The organism is Acetobacter pasteurianus subsp. pasteurianus LMG 1262 = NBRC 106471 (assembly GCF_000285275.1).
GTDB lineage: Bacteria > Pseudomonadota > Alphaproteobacteria > Acetobacterales > Acetobacteraceae > Acetobacter > Acetobacter pasteurianus.
Genome location: NZ_CADO01000017.1, coordinates 1 through 22,738, shown reverse-complemented (window position 1 = coordinate 22,738; position 22,738 = coordinate 1). Strand labels below are relative to the sequence as shown.

Annotated in this window: 16 protein-coding genes and 2 pseudogenes; 12 read left to right on the top strand and 6 right to left on the bottom strand. The window is 46.0% G+C overall.

Annotation, left to right across the window (positions count from 1 at the left end; all coding sequences use genetic code 11):
- Positions 1–56 precede the first annotated feature (56 nt).
- The 5 genes from glgA to APA10_RS05325 all read left to right on the top strand — a co-directional run bounded on the left by glgA (position 57) and on the right by APA10_RS05325 (position 9,328).
- Positions 57–1,685 (top strand): glycogen synthase GlgA, encoded by a 1,629-nt coding sequence (gene glgA, locus APA10_RS05345; RefSeq protein WP_003630213.1) that lies wholly within the window; start codon positions 57–59, stop codon positions 1,683–1,685.
- 49 nt (positions 1,686–1,734) lie between these two features.
- A complete protein-coding gene (gene glgB, locus APA10_RS05340; protein ID WP_050923518.1) occupies positions 1,735–3,963 on the top strand; it encodes a 1,4-alpha-glucan branching protein GlgB in 2,229 nt (742 codons plus the stop codon).
- A 32-nt stretch (positions 3,964–3,995) separates the two neighbouring features.
- Positions 3,996–5,753: a malto-oligosyltrehalose trehalohydrolase gene (gene treZ / locus APA10_RS05335; RefSeq protein WP_003630210.1), complete on the top strand. Its 1,758-nt coding sequence runs from the start codon at positions 3,996–3,998 to the stop codon at positions 5,751–5,753.
- A complete protein-coding gene (gene treY / locus APA10_RS05330; protein WP_003630208.1) occupies positions 5,750–8,377 on the top strand; it encodes a malto-oligosyltrehalose synthase in 2,628 nt (875 codons plus the stop codon). The genes treZ and treY overlap by 4 nt, the downstream gene beginning before the upstream one ends.
- A gap of 105 nt (positions 8,378–8,482) precedes the next feature.
- Positions 8,483–9,328, top strand: coding sequence for an SDR family oxidoreductase (locus APA10_RS05325; protein ID WP_003625232.1), 846 nt, complete (start codon positions 8,483–8,485; stop codon positions 9,326–9,328).
- Positions 9,329–9,384: 56 nt separating this feature from the next.
- On the opposite strand, the gene APA10_RS05320 is transcribed toward APA10_RS05325, so the two are convergent.
- Positions 9,385–10,746 carry an amidase gene (locus tag APA10_RS05320; protein WP_003630206.1) on the bottom strand — a complete coding sequence of 454 codons (1,362 nt, stop codon included), beginning with the start codon at positions 10,744–10,746 and terminating at the stop codon, positions 9,385–9,387.
- A gap of 154 nt (positions 10,747–10,900) precedes the next feature.
- Positions 10,901–11,842 (bottom strand): nitrogen assimilation transcriptional regulator NAC, encoded by a 942-nt coding sequence (gene nac, locus APA10_RS05315; protein ID WP_003625236.1) that lies wholly within the window; start codon positions 11,840–11,842, stop codon positions 10,901–10,903.
- A 352-nt stretch (positions 11,843–12,194) separates the two neighbouring features.
- Between nac and APA10_RS05310 the strand changes: the two genes are divergently transcribed.
- The gene (locus APA10_RS05310; RefSeq protein ID WP_003630205.1) at positions 12,195–13,397 is read left to right on the top strand and encodes a pyridoxal phosphate-dependent aminotransferase; all 1,203 of its coding nucleotides are present in this window, start codon (positions 12,195–12,197) and stop codon (positions 13,395–13,397) included.
- Positions 13,398–13,494: 97 nt separating this feature from the next.
- On the opposite strand, the gene APA10_RS05305 is transcribed toward APA10_RS05310, so the two are convergent.
- The 4 genes from APA10_RS05305 to APA10_RS05290 are packed head-to-tail and all read right to left on the bottom strand — an operon-like array spanning position 13,495 to position 16,545.
- Complete coding sequence (locus tag APA10_RS05305; protein WP_050923520.1) at positions 13,495–13,902, bottom strand: acetyl-CoA carboxylase biotin carboxyl carrier protein; 408 nt, start codon at positions 13,900–13,902, stop codon at positions 13,495–13,497.
- A gap of 25 nt (positions 13,903–13,927) precedes the next feature.
- A complete protein-coding gene (gene accC, locus APA10_RS05300) occupies positions 13,928–15,325 on the bottom strand; it encodes an acetyl-CoA carboxylase biotin carboxylase subunit (protein WP_003630201.1) in 1,398 nt (465 codons plus the stop codon).
- Positions 15,322–15,780 (bottom strand): acetyl-CoA carboxylase biotin carboxyl carrier protein, encoded by a 459-nt coding sequence (locus APA10_RS05295; protein WP_003630199.1) that lies wholly within the window; start codon positions 15,778–15,780, stop codon positions 15,322–15,324. The genes accC and APA10_RS05295 overlap by 4 nt, the downstream gene beginning before the upstream one ends.
- 12 nt (positions 15,781–15,792) lie before the next feature.
- Positions 15,793–16,545, bottom strand: a complete 753-nt coding sequence (locus tag APA10_RS05290) for an SDR family oxidoreductase (protein WP_003630197.1) — start codon at positions 16,543–16,545, stop codon at positions 15,793–15,795.
- 336 nt (positions 16,546–16,881) lie between these two features.
- Here APA10_RS05290 and pxpB point away from each other — a divergent pair, with 336 nt between their 5' ends.
- The 6 genes and pseudogenes from pxpB to APA10_RS05260 all read left to right on the top strand — a co-directional run.
- Entirely contained in the window at positions 16,882–17,583 is a 702-nt protein-coding gene (gene pxpB / locus APA10_RS05285; protein ID WP_035366006.1) for a 5-oxoprolinase subunit PxpB, read from the top strand.
- Positions 17,580–18,582: pseudogene (locus APA10_RS15535) on the top strand (5-oxoprolinase subunit C family protein). The gene pxpB and the pseudogene APA10_RS15535 overlap by 4 nt, the downstream one beginning before the upstream one ends.
- A complete protein-coding gene (locus APA10_RS05275) occupies positions 18,579–19,340 on the top strand; it encodes a LamB/YcsF family protein (protein ID WP_003630189.1) in 762 nt (253 codons plus the stop codon). Before APA10_RS15535 ends, APA10_RS05275 begins: the two are co-directional and overlap by 4 nt.
- Positions 19,341–19,435: 95 nt before the next feature.
- A complete protein-coding gene (locus tag APA10_RS05270) occupies positions 19,436–20,449 on the top strand; it encodes a DMT family transporter (protein ID WP_003630187.1) in 1,014 nt (337 codons plus the stop codon).
- Positions 20,450–20,579: 130 nt separating this feature from the next.
- Positions 20,580–21,800 carry an MFS transporter gene (locus APA10_RS05265; protein ID WP_035366004.1) on the top strand — a complete coding sequence of 407 codons (1,221 nt, stop codon included), beginning with the start codon at positions 20,580–20,582 and terminating at the stop codon, positions 21,798–21,800.
- Between the two features lie 250 nt (positions 21,801–22,050).
- Positions 22,051–22,686: pseudogene (locus tag APA10_RS05260) on the top strand (TonB-dependent receptor plug domain-containing protein); the annotation flags it as partial.
- Positions 22,687–22,738: the final 52 nt, after the last annotated feature.

Here is a 22,738-nt window from a genome sequence, read left to right as displayed (position 1 = left end):
GCGTCATGCCTGTCAGTGCGAAATATTCCATTCAAGATATATAAAAGGGATGAGACATGACGCAGACATCTGTTTCAATGTTGCCAGCCAATTTAAACGTTCTTTCCGTAGCGTCAGAAATGTATCCACTTATAAAAACTGGCGGCTTAGGGGATGTTGTAGGGTCTTTGCCCGGTGCTTTACGTCCATATGGAATAAAAACACATACCTTATTGCCAGGCTACCCTTCCGTTATGGCAGCTTTGGAAGAACGGCGCGTTATCAAGAATTTTGAAAATGTTCTTGGGTATTCTGTTACTCTTTGGGAAGGAGTAACAAAAGATCGTGCACTTTTTGTTATGGATGTGCCAGCTTTGTATGATCGTGCGGGTAATCCATATGGCAGCCCAACAGGACAGGACTGGCCAGATAATGGTATACGCTATGCTGTTTTGGCGCGCATTGGTGCATTTATTGCCCAAGGATATCTGGAGCACTGGCAGCCAGCGGTGGTGCAAACTCATGATTGGCATTCCGCATTGGTGGCAGCTTATCTGCATTATGATGGTGTAAAAGCTGCACCTGTTTCCCATGTTATTCATAATTTAGCGTTTCAAGGTATTTTTCCTCGTAATAAATTGGAAGAATTCGGACTGCCAGCCCATGCATTTGCCTTGGAAGGTTTGGAGTATCACGGGCAGATAAGCTTTTTGAAAGGCGCCTTGCTGTTTGCAAACCGCTTAACAGCAGTGTCTCCTACCTATGCAGAAGAAATTCAAACCCCAGAACATGGAATGGGATTTGATGGCCTACTCCGTGCACGGTCTATGGTGTTGAATGGTATATTAAATGGCCTGGATCTTTCAGAATGGGATCCTATGACAGATTCAGCCGTGACTTTTCCATATACAGTTGGTGATAATGTGGGGCGTCGTGCCAATAAAAGAGTATTGCAGGCCGAGTTTGGTTTACCACAAAAGGCAGATACATTTCTGCTTGGGCTTGTCAGCCGCTTAACCACTCAAAAAGGTGTGGATATTCTGGCTGAAATTGTCCCACGTCTGTTTGAATGGAACATGCAGCTTATTGTTGTGGGAGTAGGTGATAGAGAAATTATGCGATCTCTTGCAGAATTGCAAAGTCGTTATCCACATCAATTGGCATGTCATCTCAGTTATAGTGAAGTCCTCGGCCATAAAATGCATTCTGCGGTTGATGCTTCTCTTATTCCATCCCGGTTTGAGCCGTGTGGTCTCACTCAACTGCATGCGCTGCGTTATGGATCTGTGCCTATTGCGGCACGTGTTGGTGGGTTATCAGATACCATTGTGGATGCAAATTCAGCCGCTATAGCCGAGGGTGTTGCAAACGGTATTCTGTTTTCTCCGACAAATAGTGAAACACTTTTGGCAGCTATAAGACGGGCATATACTTTGTTTCAGAAAAAATCCGTTTGGGCACGATTGCAGCGTAACGGTGCATTGCATGATGTCTCATGGGAAGGGAAAGCTGCTGGATATGCTCAACTGTTTAGGGAACTAGCTGGATATTTGCCATCACATCACAATACTCACGATGAAATTGCTCCACGCAGAGGCGATATTTTGCAGCGTCCGTTCCGTACATTACGCAGGATACAGCCTGCCCGCATGCCACTTGGTGGCCAAAAAAGCGAAAGCCTAAAGCGCACAGGCACATACGCTTAATTTAATAATATATCATTATTCTGAAATTCTAAACCTGGTATGTCTTGCAATGCCTACTCGTTCTGTATCTAAGAATCGTAAAATGGCTGATTTAGTGCTTCAAAAGCAAATTGAAGAGCTTGCATCAGGGCATAGCTCTAATCCTTTTGCTGTGTTGGGCCGCCACCCTGATGGGCGGGGTGACATTGTGCGTGTCTTTTTCCCCGATGCGTTTGAAGTTCGGGTGGTCATTACTTCAGCAGATGGATCTACGCTTGAGCGGCAGATGCAGCGTATTCATCCTCATGGCGTGTATAGCGTTACCATCCCCAAGCGCAGTCAAAGTTATTTTGTGCGCGTGAAATGGGCTGATAGTTGGCAAGATGTTATTGATCCGTACAGCTTTGGCAAATTGTTGGGAGATCTGGACTTACATCTGTTTTCAGAAGGACGTCATCAGTCCCCAGATGCAATGATGGGAGCGCATTGTATCGAGATACATGGCGTAAAAGGTGTGCGCTTTACGGTTTGGGCGCCTAATGCTCGCAGGGTGTCTGTTATTGGGGATTTCAATATATGGGATGGCAGACGTCATCCCATGCGGTTGCGGCATGGAGCCGGAGTGTGGGAGTTGTTTGTTCCCGGCCTTATAGCTGGGGAACGTTATAAATACGAAATTCTTTCTGCTGAAGGAAAAGTTTTGCCAGCAAAGGCAGATCCTTATGCTCGGTTTACGGAAAAGCCTCCAGCCACGGCATCACGTGTTGCTGCACCAATAATCCATGAATGGCATGATGCAGATTGGATGGCGCAACGGCATGAATTTCATAAAGTGAATGCGCCATTATCCATTTATGAAATTCATGCCCCTTCTTGGAGATTGCCAGAAAGCGGCCAAGGTTTTGTGTCTTGGGATGGTTTGGCCGATGCACTTATCCCTTATATTCAGAAGCTTGGGTTTACACATATAGAGCTCCTTCCGATTACAGAATATCCGTTTTCTGGATCATGGGGGTATCAACCCGTCAGTATGTATGCCCCAACGGCCCGGCATGGGGAGCCTCATGAGTTTGCTGCATTTGTAGATAGGTGCCATCAGGCTGGTATTGGGGTGATTATGGATTGGGTGCCAGCGCATTTTCCTTCTGATCCGCACGGGCTTGCATGTTTTGATGGTACACATCTTTACGAACATGCAGACCCGCAGGAGGGATTTCATCAGGACTGGCACACGCTTATTTATAATTTTGGCCGGAATGAGGTGCGAGGTTTTCTGCTGGGAAGTGCCTTTTATTGGCTGAAGCACTTTCATATTGACGGTCTGCGGGTCGATGCCGTGGCATCCATGCTGTATCGCGATTACAGCCGAAAGGAAGGGGAGTGGAAACCTAATATTTATGGTGGACGTGAAAATCTTGAAGCTGTCTCATTTTTTCATGAACTTTCTGCTCTCATGCGAGATATGTATGATGATGTGATGCTGATAGCTGAAGAGTCCACGGCATGGCCGGGTGTGACCATGCCTTCTGAAGCAGGTGGGTTAGGGTTTCGTTTTAAGTGGAATATGGGATGGCTGCATGACACTTTGCGTTACATGCAGCGGGACCCACTTTGGCGCGGGTATCATGCAAATGATCTGAGCTTTGGCATGATCTATGCCTATTCTGAGCGGTTTATTCTACCACTTTCTCATGATGAAGTTGTGCATGGCAAAGGTTCTCTCTTGTCGCGCATGCCAGGCGATGAGTGGCAGAAACATGCTAATTTACGATGTCTCTACGCGCTTATGTGGGCATATTCAGGCAAGAAACTCCTTTTTATGGGAGGCGAGTTAGCGCAATGGGAAGAATGGAACCACGATGGCCAGATTGCCTGGCACAGGCTGGATGAGGCATCGGGCAAGGGGGTGTATAATACGGTTGTAGCTCTCAATCGCCTCTATCGTTCTTATCCAGCTCTATATGCGGAGGATTACAATCCTCATGGCTTTCAGTGGGTGATTGCGGACGATACGCAGAATTGTGTTTTTGCCTGGTTACGCTATGCGCCAGACGCAGCACCTGTTCTGGTTGTTTGTAATATGACACCTGTGCCCCGCCACAATTATCGGGTGGGTGTTCCACAGGGTGGATACTGGCACGAAATTCTCAATACCGATGCCGCATGTTTTGGTGGGTCTAATGTTGGCAATGCTGGTGGGCTGCATGCGCAGGATGTGCCTGCCCACGGGATGTGTTGTTCTTTAGAGGCAACGCTTCCACCACTTTCTGTTTTGTATTTCAGTCCGGTTGCTCCCTAGGCACGTTATTCTTGCTTGAAAGGCTCCTGAGCATGCGCACATTTCGATTTAGAAAAACTTTTGGTGCGGAGCTTCTGGAGAAAAGGCAAACAGCTTTTACGCTTTGGGCACCATCAAGTAAAAATGTATTTCTGTATGTTGAAGGGATGCAGGATTTGCAAATGCATTCTGATGGACAGGGGCATTTTAGCATTACAGCTCCTTGTGGGGCTGGAGCGCGTTATCGTTTTTGTGTTTCTGATGAACAGTTTGTGCCGGACCCAGCAAGCCGCAGTCAGCCAGATGGCGTGTTAGGTGCAAGTGAGGTGATAGATCCAGAATATTATCAATGGCAGTGTCGAGAATGGCAAGGAAGGCCATGGCACGAGGCCATTATTTACGAACTTCATATAGGTTTGTTAGGTGGTTATGAGGGCATATGCCAACAGTTAGATGAACTGGCAGCCCTTGGCATTACGGCCATTGAGCTAATGCCCATAAACAGTTTTGGGGGCACGAGAAATTGGGGGTACGATGGGGTTCTACCATATGCGCCGGCAGTTTTTTACGGTCATCCAGATGAACTGAAGCATCTGATTGATGCAGCACATATGCGTGGGCTTATGGTTATTCTTGATGTGGTTTACAATCATTTTGGCCCTGAAGGGAATTTTCTACCAGTTTATGCAAATGATTTTTTCAACCACGACCAGCATTCAATGTGGGGAATTGGGATAGATTTCAGCAGAGCTGAAGTGAGAGATTTTTTTATAGAAAATGTGCTCTATTGGATTATGGAGTATCGGTTTGATGGTGTGCGTATTGATGCAGCATCTGCCATTTCTGATCACACATGGTTCGGAGTGTTGCAAGAACGGGTTCAGGCCACTATTGAGCCTGGACGCCATGTGCATTTGATACTCGAAAACGAAAATAATGATGCAGGCTTACTGAGAAACGGTTTTACTGCCCAGTGGAATGATGACGGACATAATGCCTTACATGTGCTTCTGACAGGAGAGCATGAAGGATATTACAAAATGTTTTCTAAAAACCCGACACAGGATTTAGCTCGGGTTTTGGCGGAAGGTTTTGTGTATCAAGGGCAATTCAATTCTTATTCCGGCAAATGTCGAGGAATGCCGAGTGACGATCTGCCAGCAACGAAGTTTATTCTATTTTTACAAAATCATGATCAGATAGGTAATCGAGCCTTTGGCGAGCGACTATTGGTGCTAGCAAAGCCAGAGGCAGTGAAAGCTGCCTATGCTTTGCTTCTTTTAAGCCCTATGATTCCGATGATTTTTATGGGGGAGGAATGGGGATGTATCACGCCATTTTATTTTTTCTGTGATTTTCATGGTGAATTGGCAGAGCGTATCAAAGCAGGACGACAAAACGAATTTTCTAAATTTTCAGCATTTCAAGATGAGAAGATACGTAAACGTATTCCAGACCCTAATGCACTCAGCACCTTTGAAGCGTCTAGGCCAGATAGGGGCATAAGAGATACAGATTTGGGTAAAGCATGGCTGGTTTTAACGCATCATTTGCTCACACTACGTAAGAAATGGATTATTCCTCATTTACATCACGCGCAAAGCGCAGGGGTAAAGGTGCTGGGAATAGGCGCCATATGTGCGCATTGGTATTTAGATAATAGAAAATTACTTACAATTTCAATAAATCTGTCTGATAAAAAATACAAAATTACGGAACCGCATGATCTAATTTATACTCTGCCAGATACAAGAGTGGCAGGAACATTACCTGCATTTAGCATTGTGGCGAGTATGGAAAACCTGCCATGAATACATCATTGCGTGCGACGTATCGTATCCAGTTTAACAAAGACTACACTTTGTATGATGCCGTCCTGCTTGTGCCATATCTCTCAAGGCTTGGTATTAGCCATATTTATGCTTCTCCATTATTAGCATCAGTCCCGGGATCTACGCATGGATATGATACAATTAGTTGGGATTATATTGATCCAGACAGGGGCGGAGAGGTAGGTTTAAAAACTTTGGTAGATGCGCTGCGTAAGCATAATATGGGGCTTATTCTTGATATTGTACCAAACCATATGTCTACAAGCCATCAGAATTTATGGTGGCAAGATGTTTTGCTATTTGGACATAAAAGTAAATACGCAGATTATTTTGATATCGATTGGTCTGTCTCTCAAACACAAGCGCAGCATCGTATTATTCTGCCATTTCTTGAGAAACCATTGTGCGATATTTTAGACGAAAAAAAAATCCGTTTTTTATATCACAATGGAAAAAGATCTTTTGTAATTACGTATGAAGATAGAATTTTTCCAATCGCGTTAGAGAGTATGAACTGGGTTGTTGGTTTTTCCAGTTTTAAGGATGCAGAAAATCTGCCTTTAGATTTAAGGAAGCTGTTAATAGATTTTTTTTCTTCTGAAACTTCAGAGGGAAGGCAAAATCTTTTATTGCTTTTGCAAAAGCAACATTATCAGCTCGTTTGGTGGCGCAATGCTGGTGATTTGGTAAACTGGCGGCGTTTTTTTGATGTGACATCTTTAATTGCACTTCGCATGGAGCGATTAGAAGTTTTTGTTCGTACCCATACATATATATTTGATTTATACCAACGGGGTTTGATTGATGGCTTCCGAATTGACCATATTGATGGCTTGCTACAACCAGATAAGTATTGCCAGCATTTGAGAAAAGAATTGGAAAAATTAAAGCAAAAAAGACCAGAAAACCTGAGGAATGATCCTGTTGTTTTTGTAGAAAAAATTTTAGCCAATAAGGAAATTCTTTCAGATAAATGGTTGGTTTCTGGCACTACAGGGTATGATTTTCTTGAGCAGACCTCCCTTCTTTTGCATAACCCAAAAGGAGAGGAAAAATTAGATGTCTTATGGGAACAATGCGGAGTTTTCCCCTATAAAAAAGTGCAGGAACTGGCACGGAACGAAAAACTGGATTCTTCATTTTATAAAATGTTCCGTGATCTTATTCTATCTTTCATAAATATTTTTCCCCCGGAACAAGATGTAACAGAACATGCTATAGAAACGGTGTTGCGAAAAATTCTAGTCGCGTTTCCTGTATATCGTATTTACTTTTTGAATTCTGTAATAAGTAAACAGAGCCTTCCATATTTGCGGAAATCCTGTAATGAGGTACGTCAGGAATTATCTCTCTATCATATTCCATTATTGAATAAAATTGAGTGCATTTTAAGCCAAAAGATTGATCAGGCGTTGGGTAAAAAGTGGCCTGAAGATTTATTTGTATCTCTAACAGCTCCGTTAGCTGCCAAAGCAGGAGAAGATACAGCATTCTATCGTTATGCGCGTTTATTGTCTCGAAATGAAGTTGGCACAGATCCAGATCTTTTTTCAAAAAATATAGAAGCATTTCATCAAGCTAATATATCGCGTTTTTTGTCACATCCAGATGCACTGCTTTGCACAGCTACGCATGATCATAAACGTGGGGAGGACGGAAGGGCACGGCTTATGGTTTTAAGTGAACCTGAGGCGAAATGGCCTGAAACCGTAATGCATTGGTTTGAACAAAATGCTGACTTACATATATTAGACCATTCAAAAAAACATGTTTCCCAAGCAGATGAAATATTTATATATCAAACGCTCATTTCTGCATGGCCTTTAAATGAAAGTGATTTTTCGGATTTTCCTCACAGATTAAGGTCTTATCTGACTAAAGCTTTGCGAGAATCTGGTTTATCTACCAGTTGGGATGCGCCTGATATTACATATGAAAAAACATGCCAGAATTTCATGATGCAACTTCTATGTGTGCCATTTGTAAAAAATATTGCTACATTTATAAATGATATTTCTCCTGCAGCAGCCATGAATAGTCTAACACAGGTTATTTTGCGTTGTATGGTTCCTGGCGTTCCTGATTTATATCAAGGGCGGGAGGATTGGGATTTTAGTCTTGTAGATCCTGATAATAGAAGGCCGGTAAATTATTTGAAATTGCAGGAAAATTTAGAACAAGAGGTAGACTTATTAGCATTGGCTCGTAGTTGGCGTGATGGAAAAATTAAGCAGGCTATAATATATAAACTTCTTGGATTAAGAAAAAAGTATCCTCAAATTTTCACAAATGGTCGATATGAAAAGGTTTTAGTGGAAGGCCCATTATCAGATCATGTTGTGGCATTCCAAAGATTTACAAAAGATATAAAAATTATTGTTATTGTAACACGATTTAATTTTTCTCTTAACATTAGCGAATATTTACAAAGTTACCATGATGGCTGGAATGAAACCAAGATTTTTTTGCATGAAGACCTAAAAAATACCGAATGGAAAAGCATTTTATGGGGAAATACTTTTAAAAATAATATTGTTTCTAACCTCACATATTTTTATGGATCGGTACCATTCGATGTTCTTATCTCACATCATGTTACATAATTTGTATATAACATGATGTGTTCTTTCACATGAATATTATATTGGGAACATATACGTTTGCCCACACGTTGTCTGATCTACATCTGAATTGCGAAGAGGAAAACGGTGGTGACGACAATACTTATAACAGGCGCAGGCACTGGCTTTGGTCATGAAGTGGCACTCCGGCTGGCAGCAAAAGGTTTTAATGTTATTGCAGGCGTTGAAATTGCATCACAGGTTTATGCTTTGTCTGAGGCCGCTAAACAGCGTGGTGTAGATTTACAAATTGAAAAACTAGATGTGACCTGCGAGGGAGACCGGCTTAAGGCTGCACAGTGGGACGTTGATATTCTACTGAATAATGCAGGAATTTCTGAAGGTGGTGCCGTTGCTGATATTCCTGCGGCAAATCTGCGGCGCCAATATGAAGTCAATATCATTGGTCCAGTCTTGCTCACACAGTTACTGTTGAGGAAAATGGTAGAGAAAAAGAAAGGCCGGATTGTCTTTATGTCATCTGTCGCAGGTTTGACGACAGATCCATTCTCTGGCGCTTATTCATCTTCCAAACACGCTATTGAGGCGATTGCTTCTGCTCTTAGCCAGGAGGTCAAGGAATTCGGCATCGAAGTTGCTACCGTCAATCCCGGGCCATTCCTTACCGGCTTTAATGATCGTATGTTCGAAAGTTGGAAAAGTTGGGTGGATGATCCCACCAAACGTCTATTCGACTATGAAAATATTGCGTTTCCGCATGAACAGTATGATCCCGAACCTGTTTTTGAAACGACAATTGGTGTTCTAACAGGGGAGATTGAAAACTATCGTAATGTCGAGCCTAAGGAAATTATTGGCCAGCAGAAAGAACAGCTAGAGGCTGTATGGAGTCAGAAAGTTACCGAGGGCCTAGGAAAGCGGCCAGCTCTTGTGCAAAAAGCTTACGATATCAGACCGGGAACTCCGATCTGAGACCGCTTTAGAAAGCTTTGAAAATTATTCATCCACTCAGCTAGTGGAGTTAATGTTTAGTGGGCAAGAATACGTTCAAGTTGTGCGGCAATATGGAAGAGATCACAGTCTTCAGCATGACGGCCCATAACCATTAACCCCACAGGCGCTTCGCCTGCGTGATGGCATGGCAGGCTAATGGCGCATAGATCAAGAAAGTTGGCTATCGTGGTATTGCGTAATAACAGAAGATTAGTTGCTACATAACGGGCATTATCATTCATATCGTTGATCTTTGGGGCAATAATGGGCACCGTTGGCAAAATGACAGCATCATAATGGTTCATGATATCGGCTGCCTGTCGGATTAATTTGGCTCTACTTTGCAGTAAGGCAATATAATCCACAGCGGTCTGCTCGTAACCTCGTAAAATACGCTGCAATACAAAAGGATCGTAAACGCTACGGCGTGTTTCTAGAAGATGCTGGTGCCATGCAAAGGATTCAGCTGCGGGGAACCCTCCTTTGCTGTTGGCTTTCGGAATTTCTGTAAGGGGAGGGCAGGTAAAGGTTTCCAGTATAACGCCGTTTCTGGAAAGTCTGCCTAAGCAACCTTCCCATGTATGAGCGACTGTGTTGTCCATATCTTCCATGACAGAAGTGCTAAGAATACCTAACCGAAGAGTGTGTCCGTCTCGTCCGGTTGGAGCGTCTTGTATACGAACTGTTCCTGTTGCCATCAGGCTATCTGCCGCCCAACAGCACGCCACTGTGCGGCCGATGCTTCCAATGGAATCTAAGGTGGAAGAAAGGGGAACAGTCCCTTGGGTGGAAATTCGGCGGGCAGTGGGCTTGAAACCGACAAGGCCAGTTAGTGCCGCTGGAATACGGCAGGAGCCACCGGTATCGCTTCCAATGCCTACAAAAGCCATGTTGTCCGAGACAGAAACGGCAGCTCCTGAAGAAGATCCGCCGGGAATGCGTTTTTCATCCCTGCGCCACGGATTAGCCGGAGTGCCAAAATGCGGATTGATGCCAATGCCCGAAAAGGCAAATTCCGTCATGGTTGTTCTGCCAATACTAATCAGCCCGGCCTGCTTCAGCCGCGCAATAGCAGGGGCATCCATACTGGCAGGTGGGGCATCGGCTAGAACCATAGATCCTGCTCTGGTGGTGGAACCCACTTCATCAAACAGATCCTTAACGGAAATAGGAAGCCCTGCTACAGGAGAAGGTGCTTGCCCCTGACATCGTAATTTATCCATGGCATCAGCATGCCCGCGCGCAGCCGTGGCATGCACAGACATAAAAGTACGTGCGCCTTCCCCATGTGAGTCTGCAATGTGAGCCAGAGCATTTTCTACCAGTTCTCGGGCCGTTGTGCGGCCATCTGCAAGAGCTTGCGCTGCATGGAGCATGGAAGGGAAGGAAGAGGGCATTAGGGGAGTTTTCCGTGTTTATTGGCTGTTGATCCATGATAAGAATAGATACAACTGTATCACGGTTGGCGTAGAGCCACAGCAAAAGACAGCTCACTCCCGTTTGATGCAAATATCTGGGCTAAATCGTTAATGGCATTCAGCGGTTAAGTATTTAAGTATCCATAATCTGTGTGCCAGGCCAATTTTGAGACATCACCATGCTTTTGGCCAAGTCAATAAGGATGTTTCTTACGGCAACGCCAGCTTCTGTTTCAGGAATGCTTTCAGGCACACAGAGAGAAACATCTTCCTGAATGACAGGGCTACGGAGTTCATGCACGCGGGATTTGCCGGGAACAATAATTTTGCTGGCGACAGACCAAGGTAGGATAGTAAAGCCAATGCCAGCAGCAACAGCATCCTGAAGTGTCAGAAGAGCTTCCACTTCCGCAACAATATGGGGCTTTATCTGTTTACGTGCAAAAGCTGTGTTGATGCGCTTCCGTACAAAATTGTAATCCGGGGGAAGCAAAAGGGGAACTTCTGTCAGTTCTGAAAGCTTAACGGGCGCGGACCCTCTTTCTGTAAAAGGAGACTCTTCTGGCGCGACCAGGAAAAAGTTTTCTTTCATTAAAGGTGTAAAATTTACCCCTTTAATGGGTCCGGCACCGTGAATAATGGCCATATCTAGCCGGCCGGTCATGACCATTTCGCTGTAAATATCATCAAAGCTTTCTGTCAGATGAAGTATGATGCCAGGCAACTTGGCACGCACTTCTTTTAGAAGAGCTAAAGATAAAGTAGATCCAGAAGAATATGGTGAAAGACCAACAGAGACTTTCCCAACCAATGGTCCGGCACCACTGCTGACTTCTGTCATGGCACGATCAAGCTGTTTGATCATGGTTTGCGCGTGACGGTAAAGTTCCAGCCCTGCAGCCGTGGGCGTTACGCCCATTTTACTGCGGATAAGCAGTTTTTGTTTGAATGCAGTTTCAAGAGAGGCCAGTTGCTGGCTAAGGGCTGGCTGTGCAATGTTCAGAATATCGGCTGCTCGGGAAATGCTGCCGATATCAATAATTTTTACGAATGCCTGTAGTCGCCTGATGTCCAATTTGAGTCATCTCCATGCGCTGCATTTCAAATTATTGTTACTGAAATTCTGGGGATAGTCAATAAACATTCGAAACGAACATCTTGGCATAACTTATATCAGATGGGATCTATTTATTTTAAGTTGCATATAATAAGATATGATGCACGAGATAAGTATAAATAAAATAAAAAAATATATGTTTGTTTACTTTATTTTATATTTATATTCTTTCCATAATATTCTTATATGGGGCTAGAAGCTTTTCAAAGCTATCTCTTGAGGGTGGGTTTGGCGTACATTCATGCGATATTGATAATTGACTGAATATTCTCACGCGTCTGCGCAAGAATATCTTCGGAGTATGTGTGTAATGCCGGGTTTTGCCGATCGACTTAACGGAATTGCCATTTCTGCTTCAGCCGCAATGACGGATAAAGCAACGGCGTTGAAAGCGGAAGGTATTCGGGTCATCAGCCTTTCGTCGGGAGAGCCGGATTTTCCTACGCCTCCACATGTTGTTGAAGCTGCAGTTGAAGCAGCACGTGCGGGTGATACAAAATATCCGCCACAATCAGGAAAGCCTGCGCTTAAAAAAGCGGTGCAGAACAAATTCCTGCGCGAAAACAATCTGGATTACGCACTGGACGAGATTCTGGTTGCCAATGGCGGCAAGCAGATCATTTTTGATGCCATTATGGCAACCTGTAACACCGGTGATGAGGTTGTACTGCCAACACCTTTCTGGATTAGCTATGCTGATCAAGCGCGCCTTGCCGGGGCAAGTGTGGTGCAGGTTCCATGTAAAGCAGAAAACGGTTTCCGGCTTCGTGCAGAAGATTTGGATGCAGCGATTACCGAACGCACCAAATGGGTTATTCTCAATTTCCCTAACAATCCATCTGGTGCCTGTTGCCCCCGCGCAGATATGGAAGCTATTGCGGCCGTACTGCTCAAGCACCCTCATGTTTGGATCATGACGGATGATATCTACGAACACCTTGTGTATGATGGTTTTGAATTCTGCACGATTGCTCAGGTTGAGCCACAGTTGAAGGATCGTGTTCTTACCGTTAACGGTGTTTCTAAGGCCTATGCCATGACAGGCTGGCGTGTTGGATATTGTGGTGGGCCCAAAAATCTGGTTGCCGCTATGAATAACATGCAAGGGCAGTCAACAAGCGGTATCAACACAATAGCTCAGGCTGCAGCCGTAGCTGCGCTGGAAGGTCCTCAGGACTTTCTAAAAGACCGTGCGCAGGAATATCAGGCACGACGTAATCTTGTAGTCGATCTGCTTAATGCCATTCCAAATGTTTATTGCCACAAACCACAAGGTGCTTTTTACGTATATGCAGATATTAGCGCATGTATGAACAAGGTTTCTGCTGGTGGTAAAACCATTGCCACGGATACAGATTTTGTTATGGGGCTGCTTGAAGAACAGCAGGTTGCAACAGTGCAGGGAACAGCTTACGGAATGAGCCCGTTTTTCCGTATTTCCTACGCAACAGATGTTGAAACATTGCGCGAAGGTTGTGAGCGTATTGCAAAGTTTGTTGAAGGTTTGAAGTAAGAGGTTTTTGCCTGCAAGGCTTTTGAGGTAACCCCATTTCTTAACGAGATGGGGTTATTTTTTGTTCTCTTACTGGGGTTTTAGAAAAGAGTGAAAATCAAGCAGGCTGAAGCGTTAGAATAGGCTGGCCGTATCCAATTAACTCACCTTCTTTAGCCAGAACGTCGGCAACTATACCATTATCGGATGCTGTAACCGGTATGGTAACGCCTTCTATCTCCAATATGGCAACAATTGCACCTGTGCAAACAGAGCTTCCAACAGGTGCTAATGCTTCCTTTGTAACGGGGCTATGTAGTAACAAATGGCCAAAGTAGGGGGCGGTAACAGTTACACCAGTTTCTGCCGGTGCGTTGAGCACTGATGGTTCCAAAGCATTGTATTGCTCAGAACCACCCGCAGGCGTTTCAGCCGTTTCAACACAAATACGGAAATGCGTGCCCTGTGCATTAGAAAGCTCCAGAGAGCTTAGCCCCGCTTCATTTAGCCATTGGCTAATCTGCACAATTTCTTCTGAATTGGGCAGGCTATCAAATGTTGGCAGAGACAGCGGCTTTGTCATCAGGATTTTTCCTTTTTTCCAACCAGTGTTCTAGATGGTGGATATCAACGCCACCTTTCAGAAAATCCGGATCACACAGCAATGCCTGGTGGAGTGGAATATTGGTTGCTATTGTTTCAACCTGCATTTCAGAGAGGGCAACCTTTAGCCGTTGCATGGCTTCTTGGCGTGTTGCTCCGCGCGCAATAACCTTGGCAATCAAGGAATCATAATATGGCTGCACCACACTGCCCGCAACAATATGCGTATCTATACGAATGCCAGCCCCACCGGGCAGATCCCACTGGCTGATCTGGCCGGGGGAAGGGGCAAAGGTAAAGGGATTTTCAGCGTTAATTCGACACTCAATGGCATGGCCTAATGTCTGAATAGCATCTTGTGTCATGGTGAGCGGCTTGCCTTGCGCAATTTCAATTTGCGCACAAACAATATCAATGCCTGTGGTTTCTTCTGTAATAGGGTGCTCAACCTGTAGGCGCGTATTCATTTCAATAAACGCAAAGATGCCATCTTCATACAGGAACTCAAACGTACCTGCGCCGCGATACCCGATATTACGGCAAGCCTGAGCACAACGTGCACCAATTTCTGCAATCAGTTCAGGAGGAATACCCGGAGGAGGAGCTTCTTCCAGCACTTTCTGATGGCGGCGTTGTAAGGAGCAATCACGCGCACCCAACCACAAAGCGGTGCCATGTGTATCGCACAGAACCTGAATTTCAATATGTCTGGGCTTTTGCATAAAGCGTTCAAGATACAGAGTTGGGTTACCAAACGCCTGTTGTGCTTCCTTGCGTGTAAGAGCAACAGCTTTGCCAAGCTCATCAGCAGACCAGACAACCCGCATGCCGCGGCCACCACCACCACCAGAGGCCTTTACAATAACCGGAAAGCCCACAGCATTGGCAAGGTCCAGAATAGCGTTTTCGTCTTCTGGTAATGGGCCATCAGATCCGGGCACGCAGGGTACTCCAGAGGCTTGCATGGTCTGTTTGGCTGTAATTTTATCCCCCATCAGGCGGATGGACTCTGGCGTAGGGCCAATAAAGGTTATGCCTGCTTTTTCAACGGCTTCTGCAAAATCAGCATTTTCTGAGAGAAACCCATATCCGGGGTGAATGGCAGTGGCGCCAGTTACTTTTGCAGCCAGAATAATGCTGGCTGCATCCAAGTAGCTACGCGCAGCAGAAGCCGGGCCAATGCACAACGCAATATCGGCCTCCAGAACATGGCGGCTCTGGGCATCGGCTTCCGAATAAACGGCAACAGTCTCCAACCCCAGTTGCCGACAGGCACGCTGAATGCGCAGTGCAATTTCACCACGGTTGGCAATCAGAACGCGCCCAAAGCGCTGTGGCGTGCTCATGATAGACGTATCAGAGGCTGATGAGCCTCAACTTCACTGCCATCAGGCACTAAAATGGCTTCAACACGTCCGGAAATTTCGGTTTTGATGGGTGTAAAAACTTTCATGGCTTCAATCAGACCTACCTGCTGTCCGGCATGAAGAGTGTCCCCTACGGCCACAAAGGGCGGTGCATCGGGTGCAGGGGATAAATGCAGTGTTCCATACATGGGGGCAGTTATAAGCAGTTCTTTGGTAGAACTAACCTCTGCTGCCTCTGCTGCCTCTGTAGGGGATGGAGGTGTTGTGGCTGCTGCAGGCGCAGTAGCGGGGAGGGGGGAAGCAGGAGGCAAGAAAGCCTGCGCCTGCTTTGCCCGCGTGATTTTAACAGTCTGGCCGCCTTCCGAAATCTCAAGCTCACGGAGCGGAGCACGGCCAAACAGGTCTATCAGCGCTTTAAGAGCTTGAGTATCCATGGTTATCAGCTATCAGGCTTTAGTAGGTTTCTTTGCGAAGTTCAGGCCGCCCACAACCTGCATGGTTGGCAGTACTTCCATAAAGCTGACATTCATGCGCTGCGGCGCTGTAATGGCAAAAGCAATGGAATTGGCCAGGTCTTCTGGCAGCAGTGAATCATATTCATCAAAGAAGCGGCGCTGTGCTTCTTCCATATTGCCGATCAGGCGGCCAAACACTTCTGTTTGCACACGAGCTGGAGAAACCTCTGTAACACGAATGTTCTTGCCAAACAGATCACACCGCAACTGTTGAGAGAGAGAATGCACGCCAGCCTTGGTGGCATGATACACCGTATTGCCACCAGCAAAGGCATAATGCCCAGCAATGGAGGTGATGTTCACAATATGGCCGCGGTCACGTGCAATCATTCCGGGAAGGGCAAGGCGGGTGAGCTGCAGAACAGCGCGCAGGTTGATGTCCACCAGGCCATCAATGTCTTCTTCTGTGGTGTTGGTAATGTTGCCTGTGCGGGACTGACCAGCATTGTTGATAAGAATATCAATTTCATGGTCTTTAAAAATCGCAGCCATGGCATCAAGGTCGGCAACACTTGCAGCGTGCACAATGCAGCCCGTTTCTTCAGCCAGCTTGTCCAGACGCGCCTTGTCACGCGCAACGGCATGTACTTCCAGCCCCAGTTCTTGCAGGCGGCGTACGGTTGCAGCGCCAATGCCAGATGAGGCACCGGTAACAAGTGCTGTGCGGTAGGGCTGATTTGTCATGGCATAAGTTCCCGATAAAATATGGATTAATCTGCTTGTGATAAAAACAGAATTCACCAAGTCATTTCACTTTAGAGACGAAATAATACATTGACCAAGATGAGTTCGATCTTGCGTCATAAGATTATCCAATGCGTCCAAGTTGTGAATTGGTCATAAGATTATTGTATATCACCACACAAAGATAATGTTAGCCGGGCTTTGCTCTCTCCCTTTATCGTTACGAATACAATACGTAACGCCGCAAACAGGATGTCTTTAGGTGGTAGCTTTCTTATTTCAGTGCTCGTGTTGTTTATCTTCCAAGCACATTTGGGATGATAAGGCCGCACATTCATGACAGATACTATCTCTATGCTGGAAAACAATTCATTTGGGCATTCAGCGGATACGCCAACCATTAGTATGATTGGCACGCGGGCTATGCTGTTTGAAGCACCCGGCGCATTCACTCTGGCTTGTCAGCGGCGTATCTGGGCGTTGATGGATGCCTGTGCGGATCGGGCGGATATTGAAGAAGTTATGCCGGGTGTAACCAACCTGATGCTGATTTTCTCAGTTCCGCCAGAAGACCCGGAAGCTGTGGCAGAGTGGTTGCGCAAGGCATGGGCAACATTGCCAGAAAAGCATATCAAAGGCCGCTTGTTTGAAGTAGGCGTGCGCTATGGTGGGGAGTTGGGGAGCGATCTGCCACGTGTGGCAGAATATTGCGGTATGTCTGCGCAAGATGTGATTACCTTACATCAGGCACCACTTTATACAGTATGTGCCTTGGGCAGCGTGCCCGGCTTTGGCTATCTGCATGGGTTGGACCCACGCCTTGCCACCCCACGCAAATCTGTGCCGTCTTTGAAAATGCTTGCTGGTACCGTCACTATTGGTGGGCCTCAAGCAGGTATATCTGCCTTAACAGGGCCGAACGGCTGGAATTCCATCGGCTTTACAGACCTTGTGATGTTTGATCCGGAGCGTGATCCGCCTGCGTTATTTGCTGTGGGGGATCAGATTCGCTTTTATGCCGAAAGTATTGAAGTGTGATTACAGTTCTAGAAACAGGTGTGCTCAACAGTGTGCAGGATGCTGGCCGGTTCGGCTATCGCCATCTGGGTGTTAGTACTGCTGGGGCAATGGATCCGCTAGCTCTGCGCTGTGGTAATGCATTGTTGGGAAATGCTCCAAATGCCGCTTGTATTGAGGTGCAGACATTTCCTTTCAAAGTTCGGTTCGACAAAGCAGTCAGTTTTGTTGTCACAGGTGGGGAAGGTGCCCTCACACTTGGCGAAAGAAAAATTCTGCCTTGGTTTGTTGTATCCGCCCAAGACGGAGATGTTTTGACAATTGATCATCCTACCGTTGGGGCACGGATGTATCTTTGTGTATGTGGCGGCATTGATGTGCCGGAGGTTCTTGGGTCTCGTAGCACACAGTTGCGTGGTGGTTTTGGGGGATATCATGGTCGCCCTCTAGAGCAAGGTGATCAACTCGCAGGTGCCGGAGGGTGTGTGCCTGATGGCTTTGGGGCGCTTCCACCAACGCAGGTTCTGAAAGCAGTATGTGAGAAGGAAAAAAACCGTAACATTACGAGTTATCCCGGCAACGGATTATCTTTTGTTTACGGAAGATTCTCGCAAGCATTTTTGGAATGCCTCATGGCAGATTACAGCGCAAAGTAACCGTTTGGGGTACCGCCTAAAAGGTGGGGCGCTGAAACTCCAGAACCCTGTAGAATTGCGTTCTTACGGTGTTATTCCGGGTCTTATTCAAGTTCCTCCTGCAGGAGAGCCTATTGTGCAGATGGCAGATGCCAATACTGCTGGTGGCTACCCACGCATTGCAACAGTGATTGATGCTGATTTATGGCGGCTTGGGCAGGCACGTATCGGAAGTTACATTCATTTCCAGCAATGCGATCAAGCTGAAGGCTTGCAGGCCATGCGAGAAGTTGATGGCTATCTGAACAATATTCAAAGTATTGCAGCACTTTACAAAAAATCGCTCATCAGAAGGGATGCCGGAAAAGCCGGTAAAAAATCATGAAGATTGATTTGAACGCTGATATTGGCGAAGGTTTTGGCCGGTGGACTGTTGCCAATGATGATGCCCTGATGAAAGTGATTTCATCTGCAAACATCGCGTGCGGTTTTCATGCGGGTGATCATCTGATTATGGACCGCGTTGTAAAAGCTGCCAAGGAACAAGGGGTGAGCATTGGGGCGCATCCCGGTTTGCCAGATCGCATGGGGTTTGGCCGGCGCAATATGGTGGTAAGCCCGGAAGAAATGGAAGCCATGTTGGCATACCAGATTGGTGCGCTGAAAGGCATTGCCGCCAGGCATAATATGCGTGTGGGCCATGTAAGTTACCATGCTGCTTTTGGGAACATGGCCAACGCCGATCAGGATTTGGCAGACCGCTTAGCCCGTGTGATTGCAAAAATTGATCCTGAACTGGTTATGCTGGCTATGGAGGGGCATCCTATAGACCTTGCTGCCAGAAAAGCAGGTTTGCGTGTGCGGTATCTTTTTCTGGCAGATCGGGCCTATCAGTCAACCGGAGCATTGGTTCCGCGTGGGCAGGAAGGGGCTGTGATTCACGATCTGGATAAAGTTAAAGAGCGCGTAAAACAGTTTTTGGAAACAGGGAATGTAACTACTATTGATGGTAAAAATTTGCCCATCAAATCACGTTCTATACTTGTTCATAGTGATACGGCAGGTTCGGATAAATTGGCAGAAGCCATTGCCTCTCAGGTTCACGCTATGGGCGGGAAAATCGCTGCGGCTGATAGAGAATGAGCTTTCTGGGAATATAAAGTTCTTATGAAAGATCATTCCCTCAATTCAGGGATAAGCGATACCGGCGCAATCAGTTACCACGGCCATGCGAATGCATGTGTGGTGAGAAACACACGATAAGAAAAGGTTATGGTTTTGAACGCAAAAGGGCAGAAAAAAGCGGATATGTTTCTGTCCGGGGTAGAGTTGTAATGGCTATGCAGCATAATTTAGCACGTGGTGCTTATCTGCTGGCATTGGCAACATTGTTTACGGCTCTGCTCAATGCGCTTCAGAAGATTACAGGTTCAACACTTTCTGTTGTTGAAATTGTATTTTTTAGAAACCTCTTTTCAATGCCATTTGTTATTGTCATTGCCTTACGAGGTGGATTGGTTTTAAAAACGCACCACTTTGGTGGCCATGTTATTCGCTCTGTTGTAGGGCTTATCAGCATGATCATGACAGTTGTTGCTGTTACACATCTGCCGTTAGCTGAACAGCAAGTTCTTTCTTATACACAGCCTCTTTTCCTCATCTTACTGTCTATTCCGCTCATGCACGAACGGCCATCTGTCCAGAGGTGGGTTGCTGTTGGCGTCGGGTTTATTGGGGTTATTGTTGTTGCAACAGGCAAAGGCTTGCTAGGGGCAGGGCATAGCACGGTGCCTACATGGGCTTACGCTGTTGCGTTGGGGCAGGGTGCTGTTGGCGCATTAACAACCATGCAAATCCGGCAGCTTTCAGCAACGGAAAAAAGCACAACAATTGCAATGTGGCAGGCTATTTTAATGACAATAGCCACAGCAGCAGCGTTGCCTTTTGTCTGGCAGATGCCAACAAGGGCCGATGTGTTGTGTCTTATTGCGGTTGGTGCTTTTGCCGGAATTGCTCAGGTTTTGCAGACAGAGGCTTTTGCTTCTGCTCAGGTTTCAGCCATTGGGCCATTTGCATATTGCGGTCTGATTTGGGCGGCACTGATCGGCTGGCTAGGATTTCATGAAATTCCCGGTGTTGCCATGTTTGTGGGCGGTTTGCTGATTATTGGTTCAGGCTTGTGGATGCTGCGGCATGAGAGACCACAAAAGCAAAAAGTGGTTTTAGAAACAGAATCTTCGTCTGGCGCATAATCGGGAAGACTTTTTTCTTTTATCGACGGGTGAATTGCGCCCATAATGTTTCGGTATCGTAAATAATATTGATGATCTGCGCGATGCAGGATGGCTCTTGGAGCCATGAGGTTGAAGGGTAGAAAAAGATATGAACAAGGCTGCAGGTTCATCAAGATACATCTTTTTCATTATGATTTTTCTGATGTATGTCATCAGTTATGGAGACCGTGCAGCTCTGTCTATTTCCCTTCCTGCATTAGGGCAGGAATTTTCATTGTCTTCTGTGCAGATGGGGTGGGTGTCTTCCAGCTTCCTGTGGTCTTATTTCTTACTGAACTTGCCTTCAACAATATTGCTGGATCTTGTCGGTGCGCGTTTGGTTGGCAGTTTGGCTGTTTCCGTTTGGTCATGCGCTATGGTGCTTGGCGGACTAACACAAAATGTTACCCAGTTCATTTTATCACGCATGTTGTTGGGGGTAGGTGAAGCACCTACATTTGGTGTTGGGGCAACTATTGTTCGTAACTGGGCCAAGCCGCATGAGCGCGGAACGGTTATGACCATATTGCTGACAGGCATGCAGATCGGATTGGCTGGGGGCACAATTGCCGGAGCGTATCTGATTGCAAAAGTGGGGTGGCGGTTTGAATTTATGGGCTTGGGTGCCATTGGGCTAGTATGGGCACTTGCATGGTGGCTCCTTTATAGGAATCCGGCCAAAACCGCTGCACAACCACGTGTTCGACCTATTCGGTTTTCAGAAGTTTGCGCACTCTTTCGCTCTTCAACGTTTTGCGGCATTTTGGTTGTGCAATGTACCCAGAACTTTCTGAATTTTCTGTTGATGTCCTGGGTGCCATTTTACCTTATTCATGAATTGCATGTTAACGTCATTGGATCAGGAAGCGGCACTGCCGGGTGTTATGTTCTGGGTGCTGTTGGAGCTGTTATTTTAGGGCGTATTGCTGAACACATTGTGTTCCGTAACCATGCAGATCCTAGTCATCGCCGGTTTATCGTTGCGTTTTGTATTATAGGAAGCGCGATGATTGGTGTTCTCCCGTTCTTTCATCAGGAAACGCCTATCCTTATTGTTTTGTCCCTGTCTCTTTGTTGCCTGATTGCAGCCAACGGTGCCAACACAGCCATGTTGGCCGATATGTTGCAGGATGGTCAGAAAATAGGTTCTGTTACAGGGGTTACGCTTACTTTTAGTAATGCCCTCGGGCTTACAGCACCCATTCTGACAGGATATATTGTGTCATATACAGGAAATTTTAATATGGCTTGGTATAGTTGTTCGGTGGCGCTGGTTCTTGCCGGTCTGATTTCATTGCTGACAGTGCGTAAGCCCATTGTGATGGCATGAGCCTTTAAAAGAGAAATATAGATACTTTAGAGTGTTTATTTTATATATGAGGGAATCCCTGCAAAAGCTGCCAGTACAGTTTTTCAGGGATTTTTTATTATGTAAAATCCGATATTTATCATGCGGTATAAGCTCTGCCTTGAGTGCAGGGGAGATATATCAATATTAAATATGACGTCAAAACGTAACGGAACCGTATCATAATTTCATAAGATATTTTCTTAATCCTACCGGATTTGAGGGTGATGCGATGGCCAGGATCTCAAAGTTTGAATTGTCGCTTGTCGCGAGTGTGGCATTCGGTGCTCTCATTCCGGCAGAAAGTGGTTTTGCTGCAGATGCAACATCTGCAACAGCAAACCCACAAAAGGTTCTTGTAAAAAAAACCAAAAGTACAAAAGCGGCTCCAACACGTCGCACCAAAAATCTTGCTGCACTCCGCGGTGGGGAGGAATCCGTAGAGGTTGGTGGGCATTCCAGTAACTCTGTATTTTCCCCTGTAACGCAGAAGCATAGTACCACGCAGGTTACGGTGGTGACGGGTGCTGAACTGTTAAAAACAGGTCAGACCAATGTGTTGTCTGCCTTAGCACAGGCAAACCCGGCTATTACAACAGCAGCTTTGCCAGGCGGTGGTGCCAGTTCATTCGTGCAAACCATGCAGCTGCGCGGGCAGTCTCCTGATGATACGCTGATTTTGGTGAACGGCCATCGTCGCCATATCGGGGCAAACTTCAACTCCAACTCAGGCACAAACTGGGGAAGTGAGCCGGCTGATATTTCTCTTATTCCAATTTCAGCTATTGATCATATTGAAGTAGTTACAGAAGGCGCATCTGCTCTGTACGGTCAGGATGCCATTGCTGGTGCTGTAAACATTGTTCTCAACGCGGATTTCTCACACTTGAGGCAATTTCGGGTCATTTTGTAGAATTCAG

Excerpts from the sequence above, each read along its gene's own strand:
- APA10_RS05270 (WP_003630187.1), top strand. The coding sequence starts at position 19,436 with ATGTGTGGTGAGAAACACACGATAAGAAAAGGTTATGGTTTTGAACGC.
- treZ (WP_003630210.1), top strand. The coding sequence starts at position 3,996 with ATGCGCACATTTCGATTTAGAAAAACTTTTGGTGCGGAGCTTCTGGAG.
- APA10_RS05295 (WP_003630199.1), bottom strand. The coding sequence starts at position 15,780 with ATGGATACTCAAGCTCTTAAAGCGCTGATAGACCTGTTTGGCCGTGCT.
- accC (WP_003630201.1), bottom strand. The coding sequence starts at position 15,325 with ATGAGCACGCCACAGCGCTTTGGGCGCGTTCTGATTGCCAACCGTGGT.
- APA10_RS05265 (WP_035366004.1), top strand. The coding sequence starts at position 20,580 with ATGAACAAGGCTGCAGGTTCATCAAGATACATCTTTTTCATTATGATT.
- glgA (WP_003630213.1), top strand. The coding sequence starts at position 57 with ATGACGCAGACATCTGTTTCAATGTTGCCAGCCAATTTAAACGTTCTT.
- APA10_RS05310 (WP_003630205.1), top strand. The coding sequence starts at position 12,195 with ATGCCGGGTTTTGCCGATCGACTTAACGGAATTGCCATTTCTGCTTCA.
- glgB (WP_050923518.1), top strand. The coding sequence starts at position 1,735 with ATGCCTACTCGTTCTGTATCTAAGAATCGTAAAATGGCTGATTTAGTG.
- APA10_RS05320 (WP_003630206.1), bottom strand. The coding sequence starts at position 10,746 with ATGCCCTCTTCCTTCCCTTCCATGCTCCATGCAGCGCAAGCTCTTGCA.
- APA10_RS05275 (WP_003630189.1), top strand. The coding sequence starts at position 18,579 with ATGAAGATTGATTTGAACGCTGATATTGGCGAAGGTTTTGGCCGGTGG.
- pxpB (WP_035366006.1), top strand. The coding sequence starts at position 16,882 with ATGACAGATACTATCTCTATGCTGGAAAACAATTCATTTGGGCATTCA.
- APA10_RS05290 (WP_003630197.1), bottom strand. The coding sequence starts at position 16,545 with ATGACAAATCAGCCCTACCGCACAGCACTTGTTACCGGTGCCTCATCT.
- treY (WP_003630208.1), top strand. The coding sequence starts at position 5,750 with ATGAATACATCATTGCGTGCGACGTATCGTATCCAGTTTAACAAAGAC.